This is a genomic window from Pseudomonas sp. LBUM1666 (assembly GCF_059695775.1).
On the sequence record NZ_CP166789.1, the window covers coordinates 584,563 to 608,395 of the forward strand.

Below are 23,833 nucleotides of genomic sequence, written 5' to 3' on the forward strand. Positions count from 1 at the left end.
TCAACACCGGTCATCGTCATGCAAACAGCCAAGCCGTTATTTGACTATCCCAAGTACTGGGCCGAATGCTTCGGTCCAGCGCCATTCCTGCCGATGAGCAGGGAGGAGATGGATCAGCTCGGCTGGGATTCATGCGACATCATCATCGTCACCGGTGATGCGTACGTTGACCATCCGTCGTTTGGCATGGCAATCATCGGCCGGCTGCTGGAGTCGCAAGGCTTCCGCGTCGGGATCATTGCCCAGCCAAACTGGCAGTCCAAAGACGACTTCATGAAGCTCGGCGAGCCGAACCTGTTCTTCGGCGTCGCGGCCGGCAACATGGACTCGATGATCAACCGCTATACCGCCGACAAAAAAATCCGCTCCGATGACGCCTACACTCCCGGCGGCATGGCGGGCAAACGTCCGGACCGCGCGAGCCTGGTTTACAGCCAGCGTTGCAAGGAAGCCTACAAGAACGTGCCGATCGTTCTCGGTGGCATCGAAGCTTCCCTGCGCCGCATCGCCCACTACGATTACTGGCAGGACCGGGTTCGCAACTCGATCCTGATCGACGCCTGCGCCGACATCCTGCTCTACGGCAACGCCGAGCGTGCGATCGTCGAAGTCGCCCAGCGTCTGTCCTACGGTCACAAGATCGAAGACATCACCGACGTGCGCGGTACCGCGTTCATTCGTCGTGACACACCGAAAGACTGGTACGAAGTGGATTCCACGCGTATCGACCGTCCGGGCAAGGTCGACAAGATCATCAACCCGTATGTGAACACCCAGGACACCCAGGCCTGTGCCATCGAGCAGGAAAAAGGTCCGGTTGAAGACCCGAGCGAAGCCAAGGTCGTGCAGATTCTGGCGAGCCCTCGGATGACTCGCGACAAGACTGTGATCCGTCTGCCATCGGTTGAAAAGGTCCGTGGTGATGCGGTTCTTTATGCTCACGCCAACCGCGTGCTGCACCTGGAAACCAACCCGGGCAACGCCCGTGCGCTGGTTCAGAAGCACGGCGAAGTCGATGTCTGGTTCAACCCGCCTCCGATTCCGATGACCACCGAAGAAATGGACTACGTGTTCGGCATGCCCTATGCGCGCATTCCGCACCCGGCGTACGGCAAGGAAAAAATCCCTGCCTACGACATGATCCGTTTCTCGGTGAACATCATGCGTGGCTGCTTCGGCGGCTGCACCTTCTGCTCGATCACCGAGCACGAAGGCCGGATCATCCAGAACCGTTCCGAAGAGTCGATCATTCGCGAAATCGAAGAGATCCGCGACAAGGTCCCCGGCTTCACCGGCGTCATTTCCGACCTCGGCGGCCCGACCGCGAACATGTACCGCATCGCCTGCAAGACCCCGGAAATCGAATCCGCGTGCCGCAAGCCTTCGTGCGTGTTCCCGGGCATTTGCCCGAACCTGAACACGGATCACTCGTCGCTGATTCAGCTGTACCGCAGCGCCCGCGCCTTGCCGGGTGTGAAGAAGATCCTGATCGCTTCCGGTCTGCGTTACGACCTCGCGGTCGAGTCGCCGGAGTACGTCAAAGAGCTGGTGACCCACCACGTTGGTGGTTACCTGAAGATCGCCCCGGAACACACCGAGGAAGGTCCGCTCAACCAGATGATGAAACCGGGCATTGGCAGCTATGACAAGTTCAAGCGCATGTTCGAGAAGTACTCCAAGGAAGCCGGGAAAGAGCAGTACCTGATTCCGTACTTCATCGCCGCCCACCCGGGCACCACCGACGAAGACATGATGAACCTGGCCCTGTGGCTCAAGGGCAACGGCTTCCGTGCTGACCAGGTGCAAGCGTTCTACCCGTCGCCGATGGCTACCGCCACCGCGATGTACCACTCGGGCAAGAACCCGCTGCGTAAAGTCACTTACAAGAGTGACGCCGTGACCATCGTCAAGAGCGAAGAGCAGCGTCGCCTGCACAAGGCGTTCTTGCGTTATCACGACCCGAAAGGCTGGCCGATGCTGCGTGAGGCGCTGACCCGCATGGGCCGCGCCGATCTGATCGGGCCGGGCAAGAACCAGTTGATCCCGCTGCACCAGCCGGCGACCGACAGCTACCAGAGCGCCCGTCGCAAGAACTCGACACCGGCCGGCAGCCATAAAGTGGCTGGGGAAAAGACCACCAAGATCCTGACCCAGCACACTGGCTTGCCACCGCGCGCCAGCGATGGCGGCAATTCGTGGGACAAGCGTGAACAGGCCAAGGCAGCGGCGTTCGCCCGCAACCAGCAGGCGGCCAAGGAGCGTAAGGACGCGGCCAAAGGCAAGGGGCCGAAGCCTGCGCGCAAGCCGGTTGTACCGCGTTAAACCTCGCTAGCTCTGAACAGAACGCCAACCTTCGGGTTGGCGTTTTGCGTTTTGGCTGTCTGGAAATTGTGTTGTGCCAGTGGGATCCACCCCTCATCGGAACGCCGCCCGCCCATCCCTCTCCCCACGGGGGCGAGGGGGAAAGGGGGCCGATCTCCAAGCCTTTCAGAACCTGAGTTCGACGCGGGACTTTCAGGTTGCAGCATCTCGGCCAAACACCTCGGTCAGTCCCCTCTACCTCCGGGAGAGGGCTAGGGTGAGGGCTGGATCTCAAGCCCAACACAAAACTCGAACCCAACCCTCCCTCCGCAACATTTCCGTGCAACCCCCCAAACCAAATTCCCGCATCGCCCGATTTTGGTGCTGTACTGCCTCAAGCAATCGGAGAAAGCGCCAGCGCTGCTGGATGGCATAAGTCTTGCGCGCTTTCCAATACGCTTAAGGCTCGCAGGAGGCACGCCGTGTCGATTCATGTCGCATTGCACCACGTCACGCATTACCGCTACGACCGCGCCGTTGAGCTCGGTCCGCAGATCGTTCGCCTGCGCCCGGCGGCCCACAGTCGCACGCGGATACTTTCCTATGCGCTGAAAGTCTCTCCCGAGCAGCACTTCATCAACTGGCAGCAGGATCCCCAAGGCAATTACCTGGCGCGGTTGGTGTTCCCGGAGAAAACCGATGAGCTGCGGATCGAAGTCGATCTGCTGGCGGAGATGGCGGTCTTCAATCCGTTCGACTTCTTCCTTGAGCCCTACGCGGAAAAGATTCCGTTCGCCTACGCCGCGGATGAGCGCAAGGAGCTGGCGCCGTACCTGGAAACCTTGCCCCTGACGCCGAAGTTCAAGGCGTATCTGGATGGCATCGACCGCACGCCACTGCCCAGTGTGGATTTCCTCGTCGCACTCAATCAGCGCCTGAGCGAAGACATTGGCTACCTGATCCGCATGGAGCCAGGTGTGCAAACGCCCGAACATACCCTCGAACATGCCTCCGGTTCCTGCCGCGACTCTGCATGGTTGCTGGTGCAGCTGTTGCGCAACCTCGGTCTGGCGGCGCGTTTCGTCTCCGGCTACCTGATTCAACTGACCGCCGACGTCAAAAGCCTCGACGGCCCGTCGGGCACTGACGTGGACTTCACCGACCTGCACGCCTGGTGCGAGGTCTATTTGCCCGGTGCTGGCTGGATCGGCCTGGACGCGACGTCAGGGCTGTTTGCCGGTGAAGGACACATTCCGTTGGCCTGTAGCCCCGATCCGGGCTCTGCGGCACCGATCAGTGGCTTGGTTGAACCGTGCGAGTGCGAATTCACCCACGAAATGTCAGTGGAGCGGATTTGGGAAGCACCGCGGGTGACAAAACCCTACAGCGAAGACCAATGGCTGGCGATCCAGGCGTTGGGTCGGCAGATCGATGCCGACCTGCTCGAGGGTGACGTACGCCTGACCATGGGCGGCGAACCGACCTTCGTGTCCATCGATGATCCGGATGGCGCCGAATGGAACACCGCTGCGCTCGGACCGGACAAGCGGCGTCTGTCCGCCGAACTGTTCCAGCGCATGCGCAAGCACTACGCCCCCAATGGTCTGGTGCATTTCGGTCAGGGCAAGTGGTACCCCGGCGAGCAATTGCCGCGCTGGTCGCTGAACTACTACTGGCGCCGCGACGATGTACCGATCTGGCACAACAGCGCGTTGATTGCCGATGAGCAGGAAGACTACGGTGCCAATGGCGAGCTGGCCGGTCGTTTTCTGGCCAGCGTCGCCGAACGCCTGAAAATTCCGACACGCTTTGTATTTCCGGCCTACGAAGACAATTTCTATTACCTCTGGCGCGAAGGCACTTTGCCGCAGAACGTCAGCGCCGAAGACTCGCGTCTTGAAGAGCCTCTGGAGCGTGCACGCCTGCGCAAAGTCTTCAGCCAGGGTCTGGACAAAGTCATCGGCCAGGTCCTGCCGCTGGCGCGCACCGCCAAGGGCGATCAGTGGCAAAGCGGCCGCTGGTATCTGCGCGATGAGCATTGCCGACTGGTGCCGGGGGATTCGCCGCTGGGCTATCGCTTGCCGCTCGGCTCGCAGCCTTGGGTGAAAGCGGCGGAGTACCCGTTCATTCATCCTGTGGACCCGAATCAGGATTTTCCTGCACTGCCCGACACTGCACAACTTCAGAGCCAAGGCGAGCCTGCGGTTGCTGATGAACGCACGCCAAAGATCGACGAGTCCGCCGACTGGCTGACCCGCACGGCGTTCTGTGTGGAGGCGCGAGAAGGGCGGTTGTATCTGTTCATGCCGCCGCTGGAACGGGTCGAGGATTACCTGGAACTGGTCAGCGCCATCGAAGCCACCGCCGAGGAATTGCATTGTCCGGTGTTGCTGGAAGGCTATGAGCCGCCGAGCGATCCGCGCCTGAGCAACTTCCGCATCACGCCCGATCCGGGTGTGATCGAGGTCAACGTGCAGCCATCCGCCACGTGGGATGAGCTGGTCGAGCGCACCGAATTTCTTTACGAAGAGGCACGCCAGACCCGACTGACCACCGAGAAATTCATGATCGACGGCCGGCACACCGGCACCGGCGGCGGTAACCATTTCGTACTGGGCGGCGCGACACCGGCTGACTCACCGTTTCTACGCCGCCCCGATCTGCTGCGCAGCCTGATCAGCTACTGGCATAACCACCCGTCCTTGTCCTACCTGTTTTCGGGATTATTCATCGGCCCGACGTCTCAGGCGCCACGGGTCGACGAAGCACGCAACGATGCGCTGTATGAACTGGAAATCGCCTTCGCCCAGATGCCTGAGCCGGGTGAGGAGTGCGCACCGTGGCTGGTGGATCGGCTGCTGCGCAACCTGCTGATCGACGTGACCGGCAACACGCACCGTGCCGAGTTCTGCATAGACAAGCTTTATTCACCGGATGGCGCGACGGGACGTCTGGGGTTGCTCGAATTGCGCGCCTTTGAAATGCCGCCCCATGCGCGCATGAGCCTGGCTCAGCAGCTGTTGCTGCGAGCGCTGGTGGCGCGGTTCTGGCGCGAGCCTTATGCGCCGCCGAAACTGGCGCGCTGGGGCACTGAGCTGCACGATCGTTTCCTGTTGCCGCACTTTATCGAGCAGGACTTCGCCGACGTCATCGTCGACCTTAATGCCGCCGGTTATCCCGTGCGTGCGGAGTGGTTCGCGGCGCATCTGGAGTTCCGTTTTCCCAAGGTCGGCGATTACGCTGTCAGCGGGATCGAGCTGGAACTGCGTCAGGCGCTGGAGCCTTGGCATGTGCTGGGCGAGGAGGGCGCAGTCGGCGGCACGGTGCGTTATGTGGATTCGTCGCTGGAGCGTTTGCAGGTCAAACTCACGGGGCTGCCGCCGCAGCGTTATCTTCTGACCTGCAATGGCATCCCGGTGCCATTGCAACCCACCGGGCGGGTCGGCGAATTTGTCGCTGGCGTGCGCTTCCGCGCCTGGCAACCGTCCAACTGCCTGCAGCCGACCATCCCGGTCCACGCGCCGTTGGTGTTCGACTTGCTCGACACCTGGATGCAGCGCTCGCTGGGTGGCTGTCAGTACCACGTTGCCCATCCGGGCGGACGCAACTACGACAGCTTGCCGGTGAACGCCAATGAGGCGGAGAGCCGGCGGATGGCGCGTTTTTTCCGCATCGGACACAGCCCTGGGAAACTTCCTATACCGAATGTGGAAATTAACGACGAGCTGCCGATGACACTCGATTTACGACGTTTCTAAACCGTACGCGACGCTCGGATTTTTCGTATATCCGGGCGTCATGAGCCTGCGTTAGTCTGACCGTTCTTTGCTGTCTGCCGAGCTTTCCATGCCTGACCTGCTTGACCGCTACCCGCTGACGGCGGGCACTTATCACGAACTGCTCGACGACAGCGGCGCGGTGCGCCCGCACTGGCGTCGGTTGTTCGACCAATTGCAACGCAGCACGCCAACGCAATTGGTGCAGCGTCAGGCGCTGCTGACCCGGCAGATCCAGGAAAACGGCGTGACTTACAACGTCTACGCCGACCCCAAGGGCGCCGATCGGCCGTGGGAACTCGATCTGTTGCCGCACGTGATTGCAGCTGATGAATGGCCGCAGTTATCGGCCGGGATCGCCCAGCGGGCACGCTTGCTCAATGCTGTGCTGGCAGATTTGTACGGCCCGCAACGGTTGATCGCTGAGGGGCTGCTGCCTGCTGAGCTGGTCTTCGGCCACAACAACTTCCTCTGGCCCTGTCAGGGCATCACGCCGCCCGACGGGGCTTTTTTGCATCTGTACGCCGTGGATCTGGCGCGTACACCCGACGGTCGCTGGTGGGTCACGGCGGATCGGACGCAAGCGCCATCCGGTGCCGGTTACGCCCTGGAAAACCGCACCATCGTGTCCCGGGCCTTTCCCGAGCTGTACCGCGATTTGAAAGTGCAGCACCTGGCCGGGTTCTTCCGCACGCTTCAGGAAACCCTGGCCCGTCAGGCGCCGAGTGATGACGAAGCGCCGCTGATCGTGCTGCTGACACCGGGACGTTTCAACGAAAGCTATTTCGAACATCTGTATCTGGCTCGCCAGCTCGGTTATCCACTGGTAGAGGGCGGCGACCTGACCGTCCGGGATGCCACGGTCTACCTGAAAACCTTGAGCGGACTGCGCCGGGTCCACGCGATCATGCGGCGGCTCGACGATGACTTCTGCGATCCGCTGGAGCTGCGCACTGACTCGGCCCTTGGCGTGCCGGGATTGCTGGAAGCGGTACGCCAAGGTCGAGTGCTGGTGGCCAATGCCCTCGGCAGCGGCGTGCTGGAGTCGCCGGGATTGTTGGGTTTCCTGCCGAGGATCAATCAATTCCTGTTCGGCGAAGAACTGATTCTGCCCTCCATCGCGACCTGGTGGTGCGGTGAAGCACCGGTGCTGGCTCAGGCCCTGGAAAAATTGCCGGAGTTGTTGATCAAACCGGCGTTCCCGTCACAGAGCTTCACTCCGGTATTTGGGCGCGATTTGAGTGAAAAACAGCGTCAGGAACTGGCCGGGCGCATGCAGGCCCGGCCTTACGCCTATGTCGCGCAAGAATTGGCTCAGCTCTCTCAAGCCCCGATCTGGCAGGCTGAAGAGGGTCATCTGCAACCCCGGGCCATCGGCATGCGCGTGTACGCAGTGGCCAGCCGTGAGGGTTATCGGGTTCTGCCCGGCGGTCTCACCCGCGTTGCCGCCGAGGCGGATGCCGAAGTGGTGTCGATGCAGCGCGGTGGCGCGAGCAAAGACACCTGGGTGTTGGGCGATCACCCGCCGAGCGGTGAGCAATGGAAAACCCAACGCACGATCGGTGTGCACGACCTGGTGCGACGGGATCCGTATCTGCCGTCGCGAGTGGTGGAAAATCTGTTCTGGTTCGGGCGTTATTGCGAACGCTGCGATGACAGCGCGCGGCTGCTTCGAATCATGCTGGCGCGTTATGTCGATGGCGATGACCCGCAAGCCCTGGAGGCGGCGGTCGACTTGGGTGAACGCTTGATGTTGTTGCCCGATGAAGGCGAGTTGCCGGAGCGTTTGCTGGCGGCATTGCTCGGCGATGACTGGTCGTTCAGCCTGCGCTCCAACCTGCAACGTTTGCAGTGGGCGGCCTCGCAGGTGCGTGGCAAGCTCTCGCGGGAAAACTGGCAGGCGCTGGTGGAGCTGCAGCGCGAGGCTATGGAGCTGGAAGCCGAAGAGCCGGATTTCGGCGAATTGCTGGATTTCCTCAACCGTCTGGTGATGTCCCTGGCGGCGTTATCCGGTTTCGCCCTCGACGACATGACCCGGGACGAAGGCTGGCGCTTCCTGATGATCGGCCGCCGGATCGAACGTCTGCAATTTCTCAGCGCCAGCCTGGCGGCATTTCTGCGCGGTGCCGGTGCTTTCGATCAGGCCGGACTGGAGTGGCTGCTGGAGCTGGGCAACAGCAGCATCACTTACCGATCGCGGTATCTGGCAGTGGCGCAATTGATTCCGGTGCTTGACCTGTTGCTGCTCGACGAGCAGAACCCCCACGCCGTGCTGTTTCAGTTGAAACTGGTGACTCGTACCTTGAAACGCTTGAATGACGACTTCGGCGTGCCTCGCGAAGCGGGGTTACCGCGGTTGGTTGAACGCTTGGCACAGTTCGATCTGGGATGCCTGGAGAACTCGCTGTTCGGCGAAGCCAGCGTTCGGGCAGCCATAGAGGGGTTAGCCGACCTATTGCAAGAAATCGCCGACGCCAGTGGGCAAGTGTCGGATCGTCTGGCCTTGCGCCATTTCGCTCACGTCGATGACGTCAGCCAGCGCACGGTGTCCGTCTGATGAGCGCCCATTACCAGATTCTCCACGACACCCATTATCACTACGACAGCCCGGTGTCCCTGGCTCAGCAGCTCGCGCACCTGTGGCCGCGTGCATGTGCCTGGCAGCGCTGCACCGAGCAGCAATTGCAGATCAGTCCCGATCCGACTTCGCGCCGCGATGAACTGGATGTGTTCGGTAATCCGCTGACCCGGTTGGCGTTCGAGCGGCCGCATGATGAATTGCTGGTCAATGCCCGGCTCACCGTCGAAGTGCTGGCCCGGCCTGCGCTGGATTTCAATCAATCCCCCGCGTGGGAAGAAACCTGTAACGCGCTGACTTACAGCAGTCAGCCGCTTTCCCTCGAATTGCTGGAAGCGTGTCGTTACCGGTTCGAATCACCCTACGTGCATTTGAAGCGCAACTTCGTCGAGTTTTCCGAAAGCTGTTTTCCATCGGGTCGGCCGCTGCTGTTGGGTGTTCAGGCGCTGATGGAGAAGATCTTCAGCGAGTTCACCTTCGATGCCGAGGCGACCCAAGTGGCGACGCCGCTGGTGGAAGTGCTTGAGCGCCGACGCGGTGTTTGTCAGGACTTCGCTCACCTGATGCTCGCCTGCGTACGCTCCCGTGGGTTGGCGGCTCGGTACATCAGTGGCTACCTGCTGACCCAGCCACCACCGGGCCAGCCGCGACTGATCGGCGCCGATGCGTCGCATGCATGGGTTTCAGTGTTTTGCCCGGTACTGGGCTGGGTCGATTTTGACCCGACCAACAACGTGCAGCCGGCGCTGGAACATATCACCTTGGCCTGGGGCCGGGATTTTTCCGATGTATCGCCGTTGCGCGGGGTGATTTTGGGTGGTGGCAGTCATGATCCTGAAGTCCGCGTCACCGTAATGCCACTGGAGTAATGAAAATCCAATGTGGGAGCGAGCCTGCTCGCGAAGGCGGTCTGTCAATCACATACATGTTGAATGTGCCACCGCTTTCGCGAGCAGGCTCGCTCCCACAGGGTAGTGTGCAGTGCTTTCTGGAGGGGTATTTCAGATTGGCCTGTGAGGGTCAGCAACATCGTTGCTGACCCTGGACACAGATCCGGTGGGCCTGATCAGATCATCGGGCCCTGAGGGTCTCAGGCGTCGGGCGCCTGATCTTTCGGTGCTTCAACAGCGTCTTCTGCGGCCACTTCACCTTCTGCATCCGGGTTCAGTGCGGCGGCTTCTTCTTCAGCTGTAGCTTTCTTGCGCTGAAGCTTTTCCTCTTTCTTCTGCTCCTTGGCCAAGTCTCTCTGACGTTTGGCGAAGGAATAATTGGGTTTAGCCATGGGCGATCCTCTGGGGTCGAAGGTGAGGTTGAGCGGCGCGTATTCTGCCCTGTATCGATGCCCAGCCGTTAGCTGGGTTTTTGCTCGATCCACTTTGGCACCACTGTCGGCTGCCAGGCGTCCAGTTCATCAAGCAGGGTTTGCGGCGATTCGCTCACTTGCAGCATGTCACGGTGCGGTTCGCGAACGAAGCCTTCGCCGACGATATGATCGAGAAAAGACGTCAATTTGCTGTAGAAACCGTTCACTTCCAGCAGCCCCAGCGGTTTGCCGTGGTAGCCGAGCTGGCCCCAGGTCCAGACTTCGAACAATTCTTCCAGCGTGCCCAGGCCGCCGGGCAGGGCGATAAAGGCGTCACTGAGCTCGGCCATCCGCGCCTTGCGCGCATGCATGCCGTCGACCACTTCCAGGCGAGTCAGGCCGCTGTGGCCGATTTCTTTGTCTTTGAGGCTTTGCGGGATGATCCCGATCACTTCACCGCCGGCCGCCAGCGCAGCATCGGCGACGATGCCCATCAGCCCGACGGCGCCGCCGCCATAGACCAGAGTCAGCTTACGCTCGGCCAATGCTCGCCCCAAGGCGACAGCCGCTTCACGATAAGCCGGGTTGGTGCCAGTGCTGGCACCGCAAAATACACAAACGGACGCTAAAGACATGCCTTACTCCATGGTCAGGATGGCCACAGAGTAAAGGCAGGCACGCGGCGTTCCAAGGTCTACACTTCGCGTTCAGGTGTTTCACAGGTTCCGCTGGCGCCACAGGCGTAGGCGGCGAGCAAACTGCGCAACAGGCTGTTAAGGGACATGACTGACGCTCCAGATGGGTGAGGACAAGCTGATGATAGGGCCGCCCCAGACGTCTGGCTGGTAGATTGTTTCGATAGGTGTCATAGCCCGAAAGTTGTATACAATTTTTGATTCAGGTCATAGGAACTTGCGAAGTTTTCAGGCAGTCTTCTGTCCATTCGCACTTTTGTTAACCCTGCCTTGGAGATTCACCATGTTTGCCAAACTTGTTGCAGTATCCCTGCTGACACTGGCCAGCAGCCAATTGATGGCTGCCGAGTGCAAGGTCACTGTCGACTCGACTGACCAGATGTCCTTCGATACCAAGGAAATCAGCATCGACAAGAGCTGCAAGACGTTCACCGTGGAGCTGAAACACTCCGGCAACCTGCCGAAAAACGTCATGGGTCATAACTGGGTGCTGAGTAAAGAGGCTGATATGCAGCCGATCGCCACCGCGGGCCTGGCCGCAGGCATCGAAAAGAGCTACCTGCCGGAAGCTGACGCGCGCATCATCGCCCACACCAAAATCATCGGCGCCAAGGAAACCGACTCGGTGACCTTCGACGTGTCGAAGCTCGATGCTGGCGAGAAGTACGGTTTCTTCTGCTCGTTCCCTGGCCACATCTCGATGATGAAAGGCACTGTTGTCCTGAAGTAATCGAATCGAACGCATAAAAAAAGCGTCCACCTGGGACGCTTTTTTTGTGCCTGTCTGTTCGCTCAATCAAGGCGCAAACGGCATCACTCGCTTGTGATGAGTCTTTTTATACGTGTCACAAATGATCTTGAACGCTTCCTCACGCACCGGTTCGCCGTGCAGGAACGCGTCGATCTCGGCATAGGTCACGCCGTGGGACGCTTCGTCCGGTTTGCCGGGCGACAGGTCTTCAAGGTCGGCCGTCGGGATTTTTTCCACCAACGACTCCGGCGCGCCGAAGCTGCGGGCGATGTCCCGGACCTGGTTTTTCACCAGGCCGCTCAGTGGCGCCAGATCGCACGCGCCATCACCGAACTTGGTGAAGAAACCCATCACCGCTTCCGCCGCGTGGTCGGTACCGATCACCAGGCCGTGGGCCGCGCCGGCGATGGTGTATTGGGCGACCATCCGCATCCGCGCCTTGGTATTGCCGAGCACGAAATCCACCGAGACAGCGTGCTTGCCTTCGAAGGCCGCGACTTCACTGGCCAGGGCTTTGACCGCCGGGCCGATGTTCACGGTGTGGCGTTCGTCCGGGGCGATGAAGTCCACCGAAGCCTGGGCGTCGTGTTCGTCGAACTGGGTTTCGTACGGCAGGCGCACGGCGATGAACTTGTAGCTGTTGTCACCTGTGCGTGTGCGCAGTTCGCGCATGGCACGCTGGGCCAGCAGGCCGGCGGTCAGGGAATCGACGCCGCCGCTGATGCCGAGCACCAGGGTCTTGAGCCCGGAATTGATCAGGCAGTCCTGGATGAAGGTAATCCGCCGGGCGACTTCAGCCTCGAGGGCGGCCTGGTCGGCGAACGGCGGCTGGACCTTGAGCTGTTCAGCAATCTCACGCTGTTCGGCTTGCATGAATTCACTCCTTGCTAGATGTGCTGGAAATGGCAGCAGGTACTTTGAAAACGTGTCGCAAATAGGCGACGAAATTCGGGTCTTTGCAGTGAGTCTTGCCAGGCTCATCGGAAATCTTTGCCACGGGTTGGCCGTTGCAGGCGGCCATTTTAAGCACGATGCTCATCGGTTCAACACCCGGAATATCGCACGTCAGGTTGGTGCCGATGCCAAAGCTGACATTGATCCGACCGCGCAACGCCCGAAAAATCTCCAGGGACTTGGGCAGCGTCAGGCTGTCGGAGAACACCAGCGTCTTGCTCATCGGGTCGATGCCGAGCTTGTGGTAATGGGCAATGGCCTTTTCCGCCCAGAGCACCGGATCACCGGAATCATGGCGCAGGCCGTCAAACAGCTTGGCGAAGTACAGGTCGAAATCGTTGAGAAAGGCATCCGTGGTAATGCAGTCGGTGAGGGCGATCCCCAGCAGGCCACGGTACTCACGGACCCAGCAATCGAGGGCGGCAATCTGACTGTCGATCAGCCTTGGGCCGAGTTGCTGGTGGGCCATGATCCATTCGTGGGCCATAGTGCCCAACGGCTTCATGTCCAGCTCCCGTGAAAGGTGCACGTTGCTGGTGCCGACAAAACGACCGGGGAAATCGTGCTTGAGCACGTTCACCACTTCTTCCTGCACGCGGTACGAGAAGCGACGGCGAGTGCCGAAATCGGCAACCTGCAATTCGGACAATTCCTCCGCGCTGGCGTTGGCGGTGAGCCAGTCGAACTTGCGGTAAAGCTGCTCGCGCGCCTGTTCCAGGACGACTTCACGGTAGCGATAGCGGTTGCGCACTTCGCTGACGATGGACAGCAGCGGCACTTCGAACAGGATCACGTGCAGCCATGGCCCGCGCAGGCGGATGAACAGCTCGCCGTTTTCGATACCGGTGTGGACGTAGCGCAGATTGAAGCGGAACAACCCGAGAAAGCGCAGGAAATCCGGCTTCATGAAGCTGATTCGCTCCATGAAGCTCAACTGGTCGGCGCTCAGGCTCAATTCGGCAAGGCGCTCGATCTGGAAGCGGATTTCCGCCAGGTACGGGCGCAAATCTTCACTGTTACGGCAACGAAACTCCCATTCGACTTCAACGTTCGGGTAGTTGTGCAGCACCGCCTGCATCATCGTCAGTTTGTAGAAGTCGGTGTCGAGCAGGTTCTGCACGATGCGATCGCCAAACACGCTCTCGCTCATAACGGGGTTCTCCAGGCTGGCCGCGGCCCGTGGCAGCGACGTTGCAGCTGTTTCAATGAATGGGGCTAGTGGCGCATATCAGTGGTGGGGATTGCCAGTGATTTTTTAGACAGTGCAGATTCCTGTGGGAGCGAGCTTGCTCGCGATAGCGGTTTGTCAGTCACATAGATGTTGGATGTGCCTACGCTATCGCGAGCAAGCTCGCTCCCACAGGGATTGTGTGAATCTTTAGATTTGCGGTACATCCGGGCTGTCTATCTGCTCCAACATCCACTTCACAAAATCCCGCACCTTCGGCACTTCCGCTGAATGCTCCGGATACGCCAGGTAATAGGCATCGGTGCTGGGCATCGCGTGCTGCCAGGGTATGACCAGTTTGCCGTCGGCCAATTCCTCTTCCACCAGAAACCGCGGCAACAGCGCCACACCGCAGCCGACCTGGGCTGCGCGGATGCACATGTAAAAGGTTTCGAAACGCGGGCCGTGGTAGCTGTGTTCGGTGTGGTAGCCCTGACTGTCGAACCAGTCGTGCCAGGCCTGGGGCCGGGAGGCGTTTTGCAGCAGGACCAGGTCGGTGAGTTGCGTAGGATCGGTGAACGGCGTGTTCGGCAGGCTGCCCGGTGCGCAGACCGGCACCAGCTCTTCGCCGAACAGCTTCAGGCATTCAGTGCCGGGGCGTGAGCCTTGGCCGAAGTAGAACGCCAGGTCGCTGCGACCTTGCAGCAGATCGTCGGCTTCCTGCTCGCTGCACAGGTCCAGATGGATCGAGGGATGGCGCAGACGCCAGCCTTTCAAGCGTGGCACTAGCCAGCGCGCGCCGAAGGTCGGAGGCGTCGAGACGCGCAGGACTTCGGTTTCACCGCCGTAGGAGCGCAGGTAGTGGGTCGACATCTCGACCTGCGTGAGGATTTTTCGTACCTCCACCAGGTACAAGTCACCGGCCGGGGTCATTTGCAGGCGTCGGCGTACCCGTCGGAACAACAGGTGCTGCAGCAATTCTTCGAGTTGCGCGACCTGTTTACTGACGGCGCTCTGGGTCAGGTTCAGCTCTTCAGCCGCCCGGGTGAAGCTCAAATGCCGGGTTACGGCCTCAAAACACTGCAGCGCGGTGATCGACGGCAAGTAGCGTTTATTCAGCATGGGTTGTCCTTTTTCTTGTTTCTTTCTTACCAGCAATTCGCAGCATGAATAAACGGAATGATATCTCTCTTAAAGGTCGTTTGTTGGGTAACGTCGGGAGCGCTAAAACTACAGGCCTCACCAGCCGAATTAATCCGGCTGCACGTTTTCTGTTTTTCGCTTGAGGAGTGACCCATGGTTGCCGCATTGCTTGATCGTCTTGGTGTGAACCCGGCCCTGTACCAGAACGGCAAAGTGCCGGTGCATTCGCCGATCGATGGCAGCCAGATCGCCGCCGTGAACTGGGAAGGCGCCGCTGAAGTCGAGCAGCACATCAGTCGTGCAGATCATGCGTTCGAATTGTGGCGCAAGGTTCCGGCGCCACGTCGTGGTGAACTGGTTCGCCAACTGGGCGATATCTTGCGCGAATACAAGGCCGACCTCGGCGAACTGGTGTCCTGGGAAGCCGGCAAGATCACTCAGGAAGGTCTGGGTGAAGTTCAGGAAATGATCGACATCTGCGATTTCGCCGTCGGCCTGTCCCGTCAGCTGTACGGTTTGACTATCGCTTCCGAGCGTCCTGGCCACCACATGCGCGAAACCTGGCACCCGCTGGGCGTCGTTGGCGTCATCAGTGCGTTCAACTTCCCGGTTGCGGTCTGGGCCTGGAACACCGCGCTGGCGTTGGTCTGCGGCAACCCGGTGATCTGGAAACCGTCGGAGAAAACCCCGCTGACCGCCCTGGCCTGCCAGGCGCTGTTCGACCGCGTACTGAAGAACTTCAGCGACGCGCCGCCGCATCTGAGCCAAGTCATCATCGGCGGTCGCGATGCCGGCGAAGCCCTGGTCGATGACCCGCGTGTCGCGCTGATCAGCGCCACCGGCAGCACCCGCATGGGCCGCGAAGTGGCACCAAAAATCGCCGCTCGTTTCGCTCGCAGCATTCTGGAACTGGGCGGTAACAACGCAATGATCCTCGGCCCAAGCGCCGACCTGGACATGGCCGTACGGGCCATCCTGTTCAGCGCCGTCGGCACCGCCGGTCAGCGTTGCACCACGTTGCGTCGCCTGATTGCCCATGAATCGGTGAAAGAAGAAATCGTCACCCGCCTGAAAGCCGCCTACTCCAAAGTGCGTATCGGCAACCCTCTGGAAGGCAACCTGATTGGTCCACTGATCGACAAGCACAGCTTCGAAAACATGCAGGACGCGCTTGAGCAGGCCTTGAGCGAAGGCGGCCGGGTGTTCGGCGGCAAGCGCCAACTGGAAGACAAATTCCCTAACGCTTATTACGTCTCGCCGGCCATCGTGGAAATGCCGGAGCAGAGCGATGTGGTTTGCCACGAAACCTTCGCGCCGATTCTGTACGTGGTCGGTTACAAGGATTTCGACGAAGCGCTGCGCCTGAACAACGCCGTGCCACAAGGCCTGTCCTCGTGCATCTTCACCACTGACGTGCGTGAAGCCGAGCAGTTCATGTCGGCGGTGGGCAGCGACTGCGGCATCGCCAACGTCAACATCGGCCCGAGCGGCGCGGAAATCGGCGGGGCGTTTGGCGGTGAGAAAGAAACGGGCGGCGGTCGTGAATCCGGTTCCGATGCATGGCGCGGTTACATGCGCCGTCAGACCAACACCGTGAACTATTCGCTGGAATTGCCATTGGCTCAGGGCATTACGTTCGACTAAACCTCAAGTCGAACAGTGATCCCCCTGTGGGAGCGAGACTGCTCGCGAATGTGGTCTGTCAGTCACATCTATGTTGGATGTGCCGCCGTCTTCGCGAGCAGGCTCGCTCCCACACTTGAATGGTGTGTTGGTTAGGTTTCTGTTGGAGTCTGGCAATGCCGTTACGCGAAGAGTGTCTGTGGGAAAAACTGACGCCGCAAAGGCCTGACAACGCGGCGCTCAAGGGCGAGGTGACGGTGGATGTCTGTGTTATCGGCGCCGGTTTCACTGGTCTGTCGGCGGCGGTGCATCTGCTGGAAAAAGGCAAAAGCGTCTGTGTACTGGAAGCCCATCGCGCCGGTCATGGCGGGTCGGGACGCAACGTCGGGCTGGTCAATGCCGGGATGTGGATTCCACCGGACGAGATCGAAGCCGGTTTCGGCGAGGCGGTCGGCAGTCAGCTTAATCGCATGCTCGGTGCAGCACCGTCCCTGGTGTTCAGCCTTGTGGATAAGTACAACATCGATTGCCAGTTACGCCGTGAAGGCACGTTGCACATGGCGCACAACGCCCGTGGCGAAGCGGACTTGCGCAGTCGTGAAGAACAATGGAAACGTCGCGGCGCGCCGGTCGAGCTGCTGACCGGACAAGCCTGTGAGCAAGCAACGGGCACCAAAAAGATTGCCGCTGCGCTGCTCGATCGACGTGCCGGCACGATCAACCCAATGGCTTACACGACGGGGCTGGCCAAAGCGGCCATCGGTCTCGGCGGTCAGTTGTTCGATCATTCCCCGGTGATCCGACTCGAACGTCAGGGCCAGCGCTGGTCGGTACAAACCGCTCAGGGTTCGGTGCTTGCCGAGCAAGTCGTGATTGCCTCTAACGCTTACACCGAAGGTGACTGGACGGAATTGCGGCGCAACTTCTTCCCCGGTTATTACTATCAAGTAGCCTCGGTCCCGCTGACTGAAGAGGCTGCGCAGCAAATTCTCCCGGGTGGCCAGGGTTCCTGGGACACCCGCCAGGTCCTCAGCAGTGTTCGTCGCGACAAGGATGGCCGTCTGCTGCTCGGCAGTCTCGGTAATGGCAATCAGAAACCGACTTGGTTTCTCAAGGCGTGGGCCGACCGGGTTCAGCAGCACTATTTCCCCTACTTAAAACCAGTGGAATGGGAATGCACCTGGACCGGTTGCATCGCCTTCACCCCCGATCATTTGATGCGCCTGTTCGAGCCAGCGCCCGGTTTAGTGGCAGTCACCGGTTACAACGGTCGGGGCGTCACTACTGGTACTGTCGTCGGCAAAGCCTTTGCCGATTATCTGTGTAACGGAAACCCTCAAGCGCTGCCGATTCCCTTTGCGCCCATGCAGCCATTGGCGGGCGTGGGGTTACGCAGCTGTTTGTACGAGGCCGGATTCTCGCTGTATCACGCAGGCCAGTGCCTGCGGATCGTTATTTGATTGTTGAAATTTGTTGCTGAAAGCGGCGCTTTTTCGCGCAGCGGCTAGCCTGTAAAAGGTGCGGGTTGTAGCAGTTCCGCACCAGCAGTGTGCACTTCGGTGACGCACGTTGTTACAGGCTGGTTGCACGTCGTTTGGCGCCGCGGTTGCAATGATGGCGCGCTCGGGTTGCGCCTTTAAAAATAAATGGTTTCACCTTCCGCGGTTTAGACGGTTGCACGCCCAATGAAAATGGGATCGAAACAGTCGAAATAACAATAAAGCAGCGACTTTTTTCAGAATAAAAAACCGATGGCACGGCCCTTGCTCTGAGCATTCAGGAAGTCGCAGTGCCAACTAAAAAAAAACCTTGGAGCACCACCTCATGTCCCAGACGTTTTACAAAAAAGGCTTTTTGGCCCTCGCAGTGGCAACTGCGTTGGGTGTTTCTGCGTTTGCACAGGCTGATGTGAAAATCGGTGTGGCGGGACCAATGACCGGCGCCAACGCGGCATTTGGCGAGCAGTACATGAAGGGTGCACAGGCTGCGGCCGATGCGGTCAACGCAGCGGGCGGCGTAAACGGGGAAAAAATCGTACTGGTCAAAGGCGATGACGCCTGCGAACCGAAACAGGCTGTGACGGTCGCCAAGGACCTGACCAACCAGAAAGTCGCTGGCGTGGTCGGTCACTTCTGCTCCTCGTCGACCATCCCGGCCTCCGAGATCTACGACGAAGCGGGCATCATTGCAATCACCCCAGGTTCCACCAACCCGGCAGTTACCGAACGCGGCCTGAGCGCCATGTTCCGTATGTGCGGGCGTGACGATCAGCAAGGCATCGTGGCCGGTGACTACATCGTCGACGTGCTCAAGGGCAAAAAAGTTGTCGTCCTGCACGACAAGGACACCTACGGTCAGGGCCTGGCGGACGCTACCAAGGCCCAGCTGGAAAAACGCGGTGTGAAGCCGGTGCTGTATGAAGGCCTGACCCGTGGCGAGAAAGATTTCAGCACCATCGTCACCAAAATTCGCGGCGCTGGCGCCGACATCGTCTACTTCGGTGGTCTGCACCCGGAAGCCGGTCCTCTGGTCCGTCAACTGCGTGAGCAAGGTCTCAAAGACGTCAAGTTCATGTCCGACGACGGCATCGTAACCGACGAACTGGTGACCACTGCTGGCGGTCCGCAATTCGTTGACGGCGTGCTGATGACCTTCGGCGCCGACCCACGCTTGCTGCCAGACAGCAAAACCGTGGTAGATGCGTTCCGCAAGGCCGGTACCGAGCCTGAAGGCTACACCCTCTACGCTTACGCTTCGGTCCAGACCCTGGCCGCAGCCTTCAACGGCGCCAAGTCCAACAGTGGTGAGAAAGCCGCCGAGTGGCTGAAGAAAAATCCGGTAAAAACCGTGATGGGCGAGAAGACCTGGGACGCCAAGGGCGACCTGAAAGTCTCCGACTACGTGGTTTACCAGTGGGACAAGGATGGCAAATACCACCAACTGGAAAAACAGAAGTGATATGAGTTGCTGATCTGCCCGGTACCTTGTGTGCCGGGCAATCAAACAACATGTCCGTGCAGTACCTGTCTTTTCTCGTAGAGCTGCACACAAGCGTGTTGCGCCGGTGGCTGAACCCCGGTCCGTCGCATCTGGCTTCTGTGCAGTCTCTCAAATGCGTGAGATTGCGTTATGGATGGTATTTTCCTGCAGCAACTGGTCAACGGCCTGACCCTCGGGTCGGTCTATGGCCTGATCGCCATCGGCTACACAATGGTCTATGGCATCATCGGCATGATCAACTTCGCCCACGGCGAGGTTTACATGATTTCCGCTTACCTCGCGGCAATCAGTCTGGCTCTGCTGGCATACTTCGGTATTGAATCCTTCCCGCTGCTGATGCTCGGCACCTTGATCTTCACCATCGTGGTCACGGCGGTGTATGGCTGGGTCATCGAGCGCGTCGCCTACAAGCCCCTGCGCAACTCCACTCGACTGGCACCGCTGATCAGCGCCATCGGGATTTCGCTGATCCTGCAAAACTATGCCCAGATCGCCCAAGGCGCCAAACAGCAGGGCGTTCCGACCTTGTTGACGGGAGCCTGGCGCGTCGAGATCGGCACCGGCTTCGTGCAGTTGACCTACACCAAGGTGTTTATCCTGATTGCCGCATTCGCCGGAATGGCCCTGCTGACCTACATCATCAAGTACACCAAGCTCGGCCGCATGTGCCGCGCCACCCAGCAAGACCGCAAGATGGCCTCGATCCTGGGGATCAACACCGACCGCGTGATTTCCTACGTGTTCATCATCGGTGCCGCGATGGCGGCCCTGGCCGGCGTGCTGATCACCATGAACTACGGCACGTTCGACTTCTATGCCGGCTTCATCATCGGCATCAAGGCGTTCACCGCAGCGGTACTCGGCGGCATCGGCTCGCTGCCTGGTGCGATGCTTGGCGGGATCATTCTCGGGATCTCCGAGTCGCTGTTCTCAGGTTTGGTCAACTCGGACTACAAAGACGTTTTCAGCTTCTCGCTGCTCGTTCTCGTTCTGGTCTTTCGGCCCCAAGGCCTGCTCGGCCGTCCTCTTGTGTCGAAGGTGTAAGCGATGTCTTCAACCACTAAAAAAACCATTGATCTCAAAAGAAGCCTGGTTGACGCGATTCTTGCCGGCCTTGTCGCCCTGATTGTGTTCGGCCCGATTGTCGGCGTGGTCCTCGACGGCTACGGCTTCAACCTGGAATCGACCCGGGTGGCGTGGATTGTCGCCATCGTCATGGCTGGCCGTTTTGCCCTGAGCCTGTTCCTGCAAACCCCCAAGGGCCTGAAAATCCTCGAAGGCTTTGAAAGCACCGGTTCCGGGGTTCATGTTCTGCCACCCGATTACAAGACCCGCTTGCGCTGGATCATCCCGCTGGTGATCGTCATCGCCGTGGTGTTCCCGTTTTTCTCCAACTCCTATCTGCTGGGTGTGGTCATCCTCGGCCTGATCTACGTGCTGCTGGGCCTGGGCCTGAACATCGTGGTCGGCCTGGCCGGCCTGCTCGACCTGGGTTATGTGGCGTTCTACGCCATCGGTGCCTACGGCCTGGCGCTCGGTTATCAATACCTGGGGCTGGGTTTCTGGACGGTGTTGCCGCTGGCGGCGATCACCGCGGGCCTTGCCGGTTGCATACTCGGGTTCCCGGTGTTGCGCCTGCACGGTGACTACCTGGCGATCGTGACCCTGGGCTTCGGTGAAATCATTCGCCTGATCCTAAACAACTGGCTGTCCCTGACCGGTGGCCCGAATGGCATGGCCGCTCCGCTGCCTACATTCTTTGGCCTGGAGTTCGGCAAACGAGCGAAGGAGGGTGGAATACCTTTCCATGAGTTCTTCGGGATCGCCTATAACTCGGATGTGAAGTACTACTTCATCTATGCCGTGTTGTTCCTGGTGGTGCTGGCCGTGCTGTACATCAAGCACCGCTTGACCCGCATGCCGGTCGGTCGCGCCTGGGAAGCCTTGCGCGAAGACGAAATCGCTTGCCGCTCCATGGGCCTGAACCACGTATTGGTCAAGCTCTCGGCGTTCACCATCGGTGCATCGACGGCCGGTCTGGCCGGGGTGTTCTTCGCCACTTATCAAGGCTTCGTCAACCCGACCTCGTTCACCTTCTTCGAATCGGCCCTGATCCTCGCCATCGTGGTGCTCGGCGGGATGGGCTCGACCATCGGCGTGGTGATTGCAGCCTTCGTGCTGACCGTTGCGCCGGAGCTGCTACGCGGCTTTGCGGAATATCGCGTGCTGCTGTTCGGCGTGCTGATGGTGTTGATGATGATCTGGCGACCGCGCGGCCTGATTCGGATCAGCCGTACCGGTGTGACCCCGCGTAAAGGAGTAGCGCCATGAGCGAAGTCGTACTCTCGGTCGAGAAGCTGATGATGCACTTCGGCGGCATCAAGGCGTTGAGCGATGTCAGCCTCAAGGTGCATCGCAACTCGATCTTCGCCCTGATCGGCCCCAACGGCGCCGGCAAGACCACCGTGTTCAACTGCCTGACCGGGTTCTACAAGGCCTCCGGCGGCAAGATCGAACTCAATACCCGTGGCGAGCGCACCGATGTCATCCAGCTGCTGGGCGAATCGTTCAAAGCCACCGATTTCGTTTCGCCGAAAAGCTTCATCACCCGGCTCCGCTACAAGATGTTCGGCGGCACCCACCTGGTGAACCGGGCAGGCCTGGCGCGCACTTTCCAGAACATTCGCCTGTTCAAGGAAATGTCGGTGCTGGAAAACCTGCTGGTGGCCCAGCACATGTGGGTCAATCGCAACATGTTGGCCGGTATCCTCAACACCAAGGGCTACCGCAAGGCTGAAAGCGATGCGTTGGACCATGCCTTCTACTGGCTGGAAGTCGTGGACCTGGTGGACTGCGCCAACCGTCTGGCCGGTGAACTGTCCTACGGTCAGCAACGCCGTCTGGAAATCGCCCGGGCCATGTGCACCCGGCCGCAGATCATCTGCCTCGACGAACCGGCCGCCGGCCTCAACCCTCAGGAAACCGAAGCGCTGAGCGCGATGATCCGGCTGCTGCGCGACGAGCACGATCTGACCGTGGTGCTGATCGAACACGACATGGGCATGGTAATGAGCATTTCCGACCACATCGTGGTGCTGGACCACGGCATCGTCATCGCCGAGGGCGGACCTGATGCGATTCGTAACGATCCGAAAGTGATTGCGGCCTACCTGGGCGCCGATGAAGAGGAAGTGGTGCTATGAGCCAACCCATCCTCGAACTCAAGGAGCTGGATGTGTTTTACGGGCCGATCCAGGCCCTGAAGAAAGTCTCGCTGCACATCAATGAAGGTGAAACCGTCAGCTTGATCGGCTCCAACGGCGCCGGCAAATCGACCCTGCTGATGTCGATTTTCGGTCAGCCGCGGGCGGCGGACGGGCAGATCATCTATCAGGGTGTGGATATCACTCACAAGTCGTCCCACTACATCGCCTCCAACGGCATCGCTCAGTCGCCGGAAGGGCGGCGGGTGTTCCCCGACATGACCGTCGAGGAAAACCTGCTGATGGGCACCATTCCGATCGGTGACAAGTACGCCAAGGAAGACATGCAACGCATGTTCGAGTTGTTCCCGCGACTCGAAGAGCGGCGCACCCAGCGGGCGATGACCATGTCCGGCGGCGAGCAGCAAATGCTCGCCATCGCACGTGCGCTGATGAGCCGGCCGAAACTGCTGTTGCTTGACGAGCCGAGCCTGGGTCTGGCGCCGATTGTGGTGAAACAGATCTTCGCGACCCTGCGGGAACTGGCCAAAACCGGCATGACCATCTTCCTGGTGGAGCAGAACGCCAACCACGCCCTCAAACTGTCGGACCGGGCGTACGTGATGGTCAACGGCGAGATCCGCCTCACGGGCACCGGCAAGGAGCTGCTGGTTAACGAGGAAGTGCGTAACGCCTATCTCGGCGGGCACTGAGTCTGCACTGCAACAACAAGCCCCGACGAGCAATCGCCGGGGCTTTTTTACAGCTTCAAAACACCGCCAGTCCCCTGTGGGAGCGAGCTTGCTCCGGGCGGCGTTCCGACGATGGCGGCGGCACAGTCAGAATTGAATTGACTGACCCGACGCTATCGCGAGCAAGCTCGCTCCCACAGGTGTCGGCGGTACGCTTTTTTGAAATTGTGGAAAACAATATTCACAAGCTCTCAAAGCGCGACATAAAGCCGCTGCAATTAGTTGTTTTGTCACGGTTTTGACTTGTCCCCGTTTGCTGTGGAGCTGGCTGTGAATAACGTGGGAGTAGCTGGCTGAAGGCCTTTTAAACCGTGGCTTGCAGAGTTGTGGTTGTTTTTTGATCAGGCGTTTTTGCGGTACCGCGAGCGGGATTTGTCAACCTTTTTGTTGGTGACGAAAGCAGGGCGAAATGGAGTGGAGCTGCCTGTGGATAAGTCTGTGGTTAAACTCTGGAAAGACTCGGCTGAAGGCCGTAGTTACTGGCTTGGCGCCATCGTCGGTATGACCGGTCAATCGTGCAAAATGCCATGGGCTACACACCCTGCGTTCCAGGGTCAAGCAAAAAAATTTCCAATTTGCCCGCAAA

17 protein-coding genes are annotated in these 23,833 nt (G+C 59.7%); 12 read left to right on the top strand and 5 right to left on the bottom strand.

The features are described 5' to 3' along the window. Nucleotides 1-18: 18 nt before the first annotated feature. The 4 genes from ACA056_RS02560 to ACA056_RS02575 all read left to right on the top strand — a co-directional run bounded on the left by ACA056_RS02560 (nt 19) and on the right by ACA056_RS02575 (nt 9,524). Nucleotides 19-2,322, top strand: coding sequence for a YgiQ family radical SAM protein (locus ACA056_RS02560; protein ID WP_497270270.1), 2,304 nt, complete (start codon nt 19-21; stop codon nt 2,320-2,322). 461 nt (nt 2,323-2,783) lie between these two features. After that, on the top strand, nt 2,784-6,059 hold the full coding sequence (locus tag ACA056_RS02565; protein WP_497270272.1) for a transglutaminase family protein: 3,276 nt from the start codon (nt 2,784-2,786) through the stop codon (nt 6,057-6,059). A gap of 88 nt (nt 6,060-6,147) precedes the next feature. Further along, a complete protein-coding gene (locus ACA056_RS02570; protein ID WP_497270274.1) occupies nt 6,148-8,634 on the top strand; it encodes a circularly permuted type 2 ATP-grasp protein in 2,487 nt (828 codons plus the stop codon). Next, the gene (locus tag ACA056_RS02575; RefSeq protein ID WP_497270276.1) at nt 8,634-9,524 is read left to right on the top strand and encodes a transglutaminase family protein; all 891 of its coding nucleotides are present in this window, start codon (nt 8,634-8,636) and stop codon (nt 9,522-9,524) included. Before ACA056_RS02570 ends, ACA056_RS02575 begins: the two co-directional genes overlap by 1 nt. A 221-nt stretch (nt 9,525-9,745) precedes the next feature. On the opposite strand, the gene ACA056_RS02580 is transcribed toward ACA056_RS02575, so the two are convergent. Together ACA056_RS02580 and ACA056_RS02585 are read right to left on the bottom strand one after the other, a co-directional pair. After that, nucleotides 9,746-9,937: a hypothetical protein gene (locus ACA056_RS02580; RefSeq protein WP_008157021.1), complete on the bottom strand. Its 192-nt coding sequence runs from the start codon at nt 9,935-9,937 to the stop codon at nt 9,746-9,748. Between the two features lie 68 nt (nt 9,938-10,005). Further along, complete coding sequence (locus ACA056_RS02585) at nt 10,006-10,593, bottom strand: cytokinin riboside 5'-monophosphate phosphoribohydrolase (protein ID WP_008157022.1); 588 nt, start codon at nt 10,591-10,593, stop codon at nt 10,006-10,008. A gap of 343 nt (nt 10,594-10,936) precedes the next feature. On the opposite strand from ACA056_RS02585, the gene azu reads away from it, so the two are divergent. Beyond that, nucleotides 10,937-11,383: an azurin gene (azu, locus tag ACA056_RS02590; RefSeq protein ID WP_497270279.1), complete on the top strand. Its 447-nt coding sequence runs from the start codon at nt 10,937-10,939 to the stop codon at nt 11,381-11,383. A gap of 66 nt (nt 11,384-11,449) precedes the next feature. Here the strand turns inward: azu and nadE are convergent, their stop codons facing one another. The 3 genes from nadE to ACA056_RS02605 form a co-directional block, all read right to left on the bottom strand. Further along, on the bottom strand, nt 11,450-12,277 hold the full coding sequence (gene nadE / locus ACA056_RS02595) for an NAD(+) synthase (protein WP_497270281.1): 828 nt from the start codon (nt 12,275-12,277) through the stop codon (nt 11,450-11,452). Between the two features lie 4 nt (nt 12,278-12,281). Next, a complete protein-coding gene (gene pncB, locus ACA056_RS02600) occupies nt 12,282-13,508 on the bottom strand; it encodes a nicotinate phosphoribosyltransferase (protein WP_008153368.1) in 1,227 nt (408 codons plus the stop codon). 228 nt (nt 13,509-13,736) lie between these two features. Continuing rightward, entirely contained in the window at nt 13,737-14,648 is a 912-nt protein-coding gene (locus ACA056_RS02605) for a LysR family transcriptional regulator (protein WP_461961552.1), read from the bottom strand. Between the two features lie 174 nt (nt 14,649-14,822). Between ACA056_RS02605 and amaB the strand changes: the two genes are divergently transcribed. From amaB to ACA056_RS02640, 7 genes are all read left to right on the top strand, one after another. Further along, nucleotides 14,823-16,313 (top strand): L-piperidine-6-carboxylate dehydrogenase, encoded by a 1,491-nt coding sequence (gene amaB / locus ACA056_RS02610; RefSeq protein ID WP_008153370.1) that lies wholly within the window; start codon nt 14,823-14,825, stop codon nt 16,311-16,313. A gap of 155 nt (nt 16,314-16,468) precedes the next feature. Next, complete coding sequence (gene amaA / locus ACA056_RS02615; protein WP_497270284.1) at nt 16,469-17,752, top strand: L-pipecolate oxidase; 1,284 nt, start codon at nt 16,469-16,471, stop codon at nt 17,750-17,752. Nucleotides 17,753-18,116: 364 nt separating this feature from the next. Next, entirely contained in the window at nt 18,117-19,250 is a 1,134-nt protein-coding gene (locus ACA056_RS02620) for an ABC transporter substrate-binding protein (protein WP_497270286.1), read from the top strand. 171 nt (nt 19,251-19,421) lie between these two features. Next, a complete protein-coding gene (locus tag ACA056_RS02625; protein WP_010464150.1) occupies nt 19,422-20,336 on the top strand; it encodes an ABC transporter permease subunit in 915 nt (304 codons plus the stop codon). Nucleotides 20,337-20,339: 3 nt separating this feature from the next. Further along, nucleotides 20,340-21,623, top strand: coding sequence for a high-affinity branched-chain amino acid ABC transporter permease LivM (livM, locus tag ACA056_RS02630; RefSeq protein ID WP_497270288.1), 1,284 nt, complete (start codon nt 20,340-20,342; stop codon nt 21,621-21,623). Then, a complete protein-coding gene (locus ACA056_RS02635; RefSeq protein WP_347804593.1) occupies nt 21,620-22,495 on the top strand; it encodes an ABC transporter ATP-binding protein in 876 nt (291 codons plus the stop codon). Before livM ends, ACA056_RS02635 begins: the two co-directional genes overlap by 4 nt. Beyond that, nucleotides 22,492-23,208: an ABC transporter ATP-binding protein gene (locus tag ACA056_RS02640; protein ID WP_149631975.1), complete on the top strand. Its 717-nt coding sequence runs from the start codon at nt 22,492-22,494 to the stop codon at nt 23,206-23,208. The genes ACA056_RS02635 and ACA056_RS02640 overlap by 4 nt, the downstream gene beginning before the upstream one ends. Nucleotides 23,209-23,833: the final 625 nt, after the last annotated feature.

Bases quoted from the DNA above. Each gene is read 5' to 3' on its own strand.
- ACA056_RS02560 (WP_497270270.1), top strand. From the start codon at position 19: ATGCAAACAGCCAAGCCGTTATTTGACTATCCCAAGTACTGGGCCGAA.
- ACA056_RS02570 (WP_497270274.1), top strand. From the start codon at position 6,148: ATGCCTGACCTGCTTGACCGCTACCCGCTGACGGCGGGCACTTATCAC.
- ACA056_RS02575 (WP_497270276.1), top strand. From the start codon at position 8,634: ATGAGCGCCCATTACCAGATTCTCCACGACACCCATTATCACTACGAC.
- ACA056_RS02580 (WP_008157021.1), bottom strand. From the start codon at position 9,937: ATGGCTAAACCCAATTATTCCTTCGCCAAACGTCAGAGAGACTTGGCC.
- ACA056_RS02585 (WP_008157022.1), bottom strand. From the start codon at position 10,593: ATGTCTTTAGCGTCCGTTTGTGTATTTTGCGGTGCCAGCACTGGCACC.
- azu (WP_497270279.1), top strand. From the start codon at position 10,937: ATGTTTGCCAAACTTGTTGCAGTATCCCTGCTGACACTGGCCAGCAGC.
- nadE (WP_497270281.1), bottom strand. From the start codon at position 12,277: ATGCAAGCCGAACAGCGTGAGATTGCTGAACAGCTCAAGGTCCAGCCG.
- pncB (WP_008153368.1), bottom strand. From the start codon at position 13,508: ATGAGCGAGAGCGTGTTTGGCGATCGCATCGTGCAGAACCTGCTCGAC.
- ACA056_RS02605 (WP_461961552.1), bottom strand. From the start codon at position 14,648: ATGCTGAATAAACGCTACTTGCCGTCGATCACCGCGCTGCAGTGTTTT.
- amaB (WP_008153370.1), top strand. From the start codon at position 14,823: ATGGTTGCCGCATTGCTTGATCGTCTTGGTGTGAACCCGGCCCTGTAC.
- amaA (WP_497270284.1), top strand. From the start codon at position 16,469: ATGCCGTTACGCGAAGAGTGTCTGTGGGAAAAACTGACGCCGCAAAGG.
- ACA056_RS02620 (WP_497270286.1), top strand. From the start codon at position 18,117: ATGTCCCAGACGTTTTACAAAAAAGGCTTTTTGGCCCTCGCAGTGGCA.
- ACA056_RS02625 (WP_010464150.1), top strand. From the start codon at position 19,422: ATGGATGGTATTTTCCTGCAGCAACTGGTCAACGGCCTGACCCTCGGG.
- livM (WP_497270288.1), top strand. From the start codon at position 20,340: ATGTCTTCAACCACTAAAAAAACCATTGATCTCAAAAGAAGCCTGGTT.
- ACA056_RS02635 (WP_347804593.1), top strand. From the start codon at position 21,620: ATGAGCGAAGTCGTACTCTCGGTCGAGAAGCTGATGATGCACTTCGGC.
- ACA056_RS02640 (WP_149631975.1), top strand. From the start codon at position 22,492: ATGAGCCAACCCATCCTCGAACTCAAGGAGCTGGATGTGTTTTACGGG.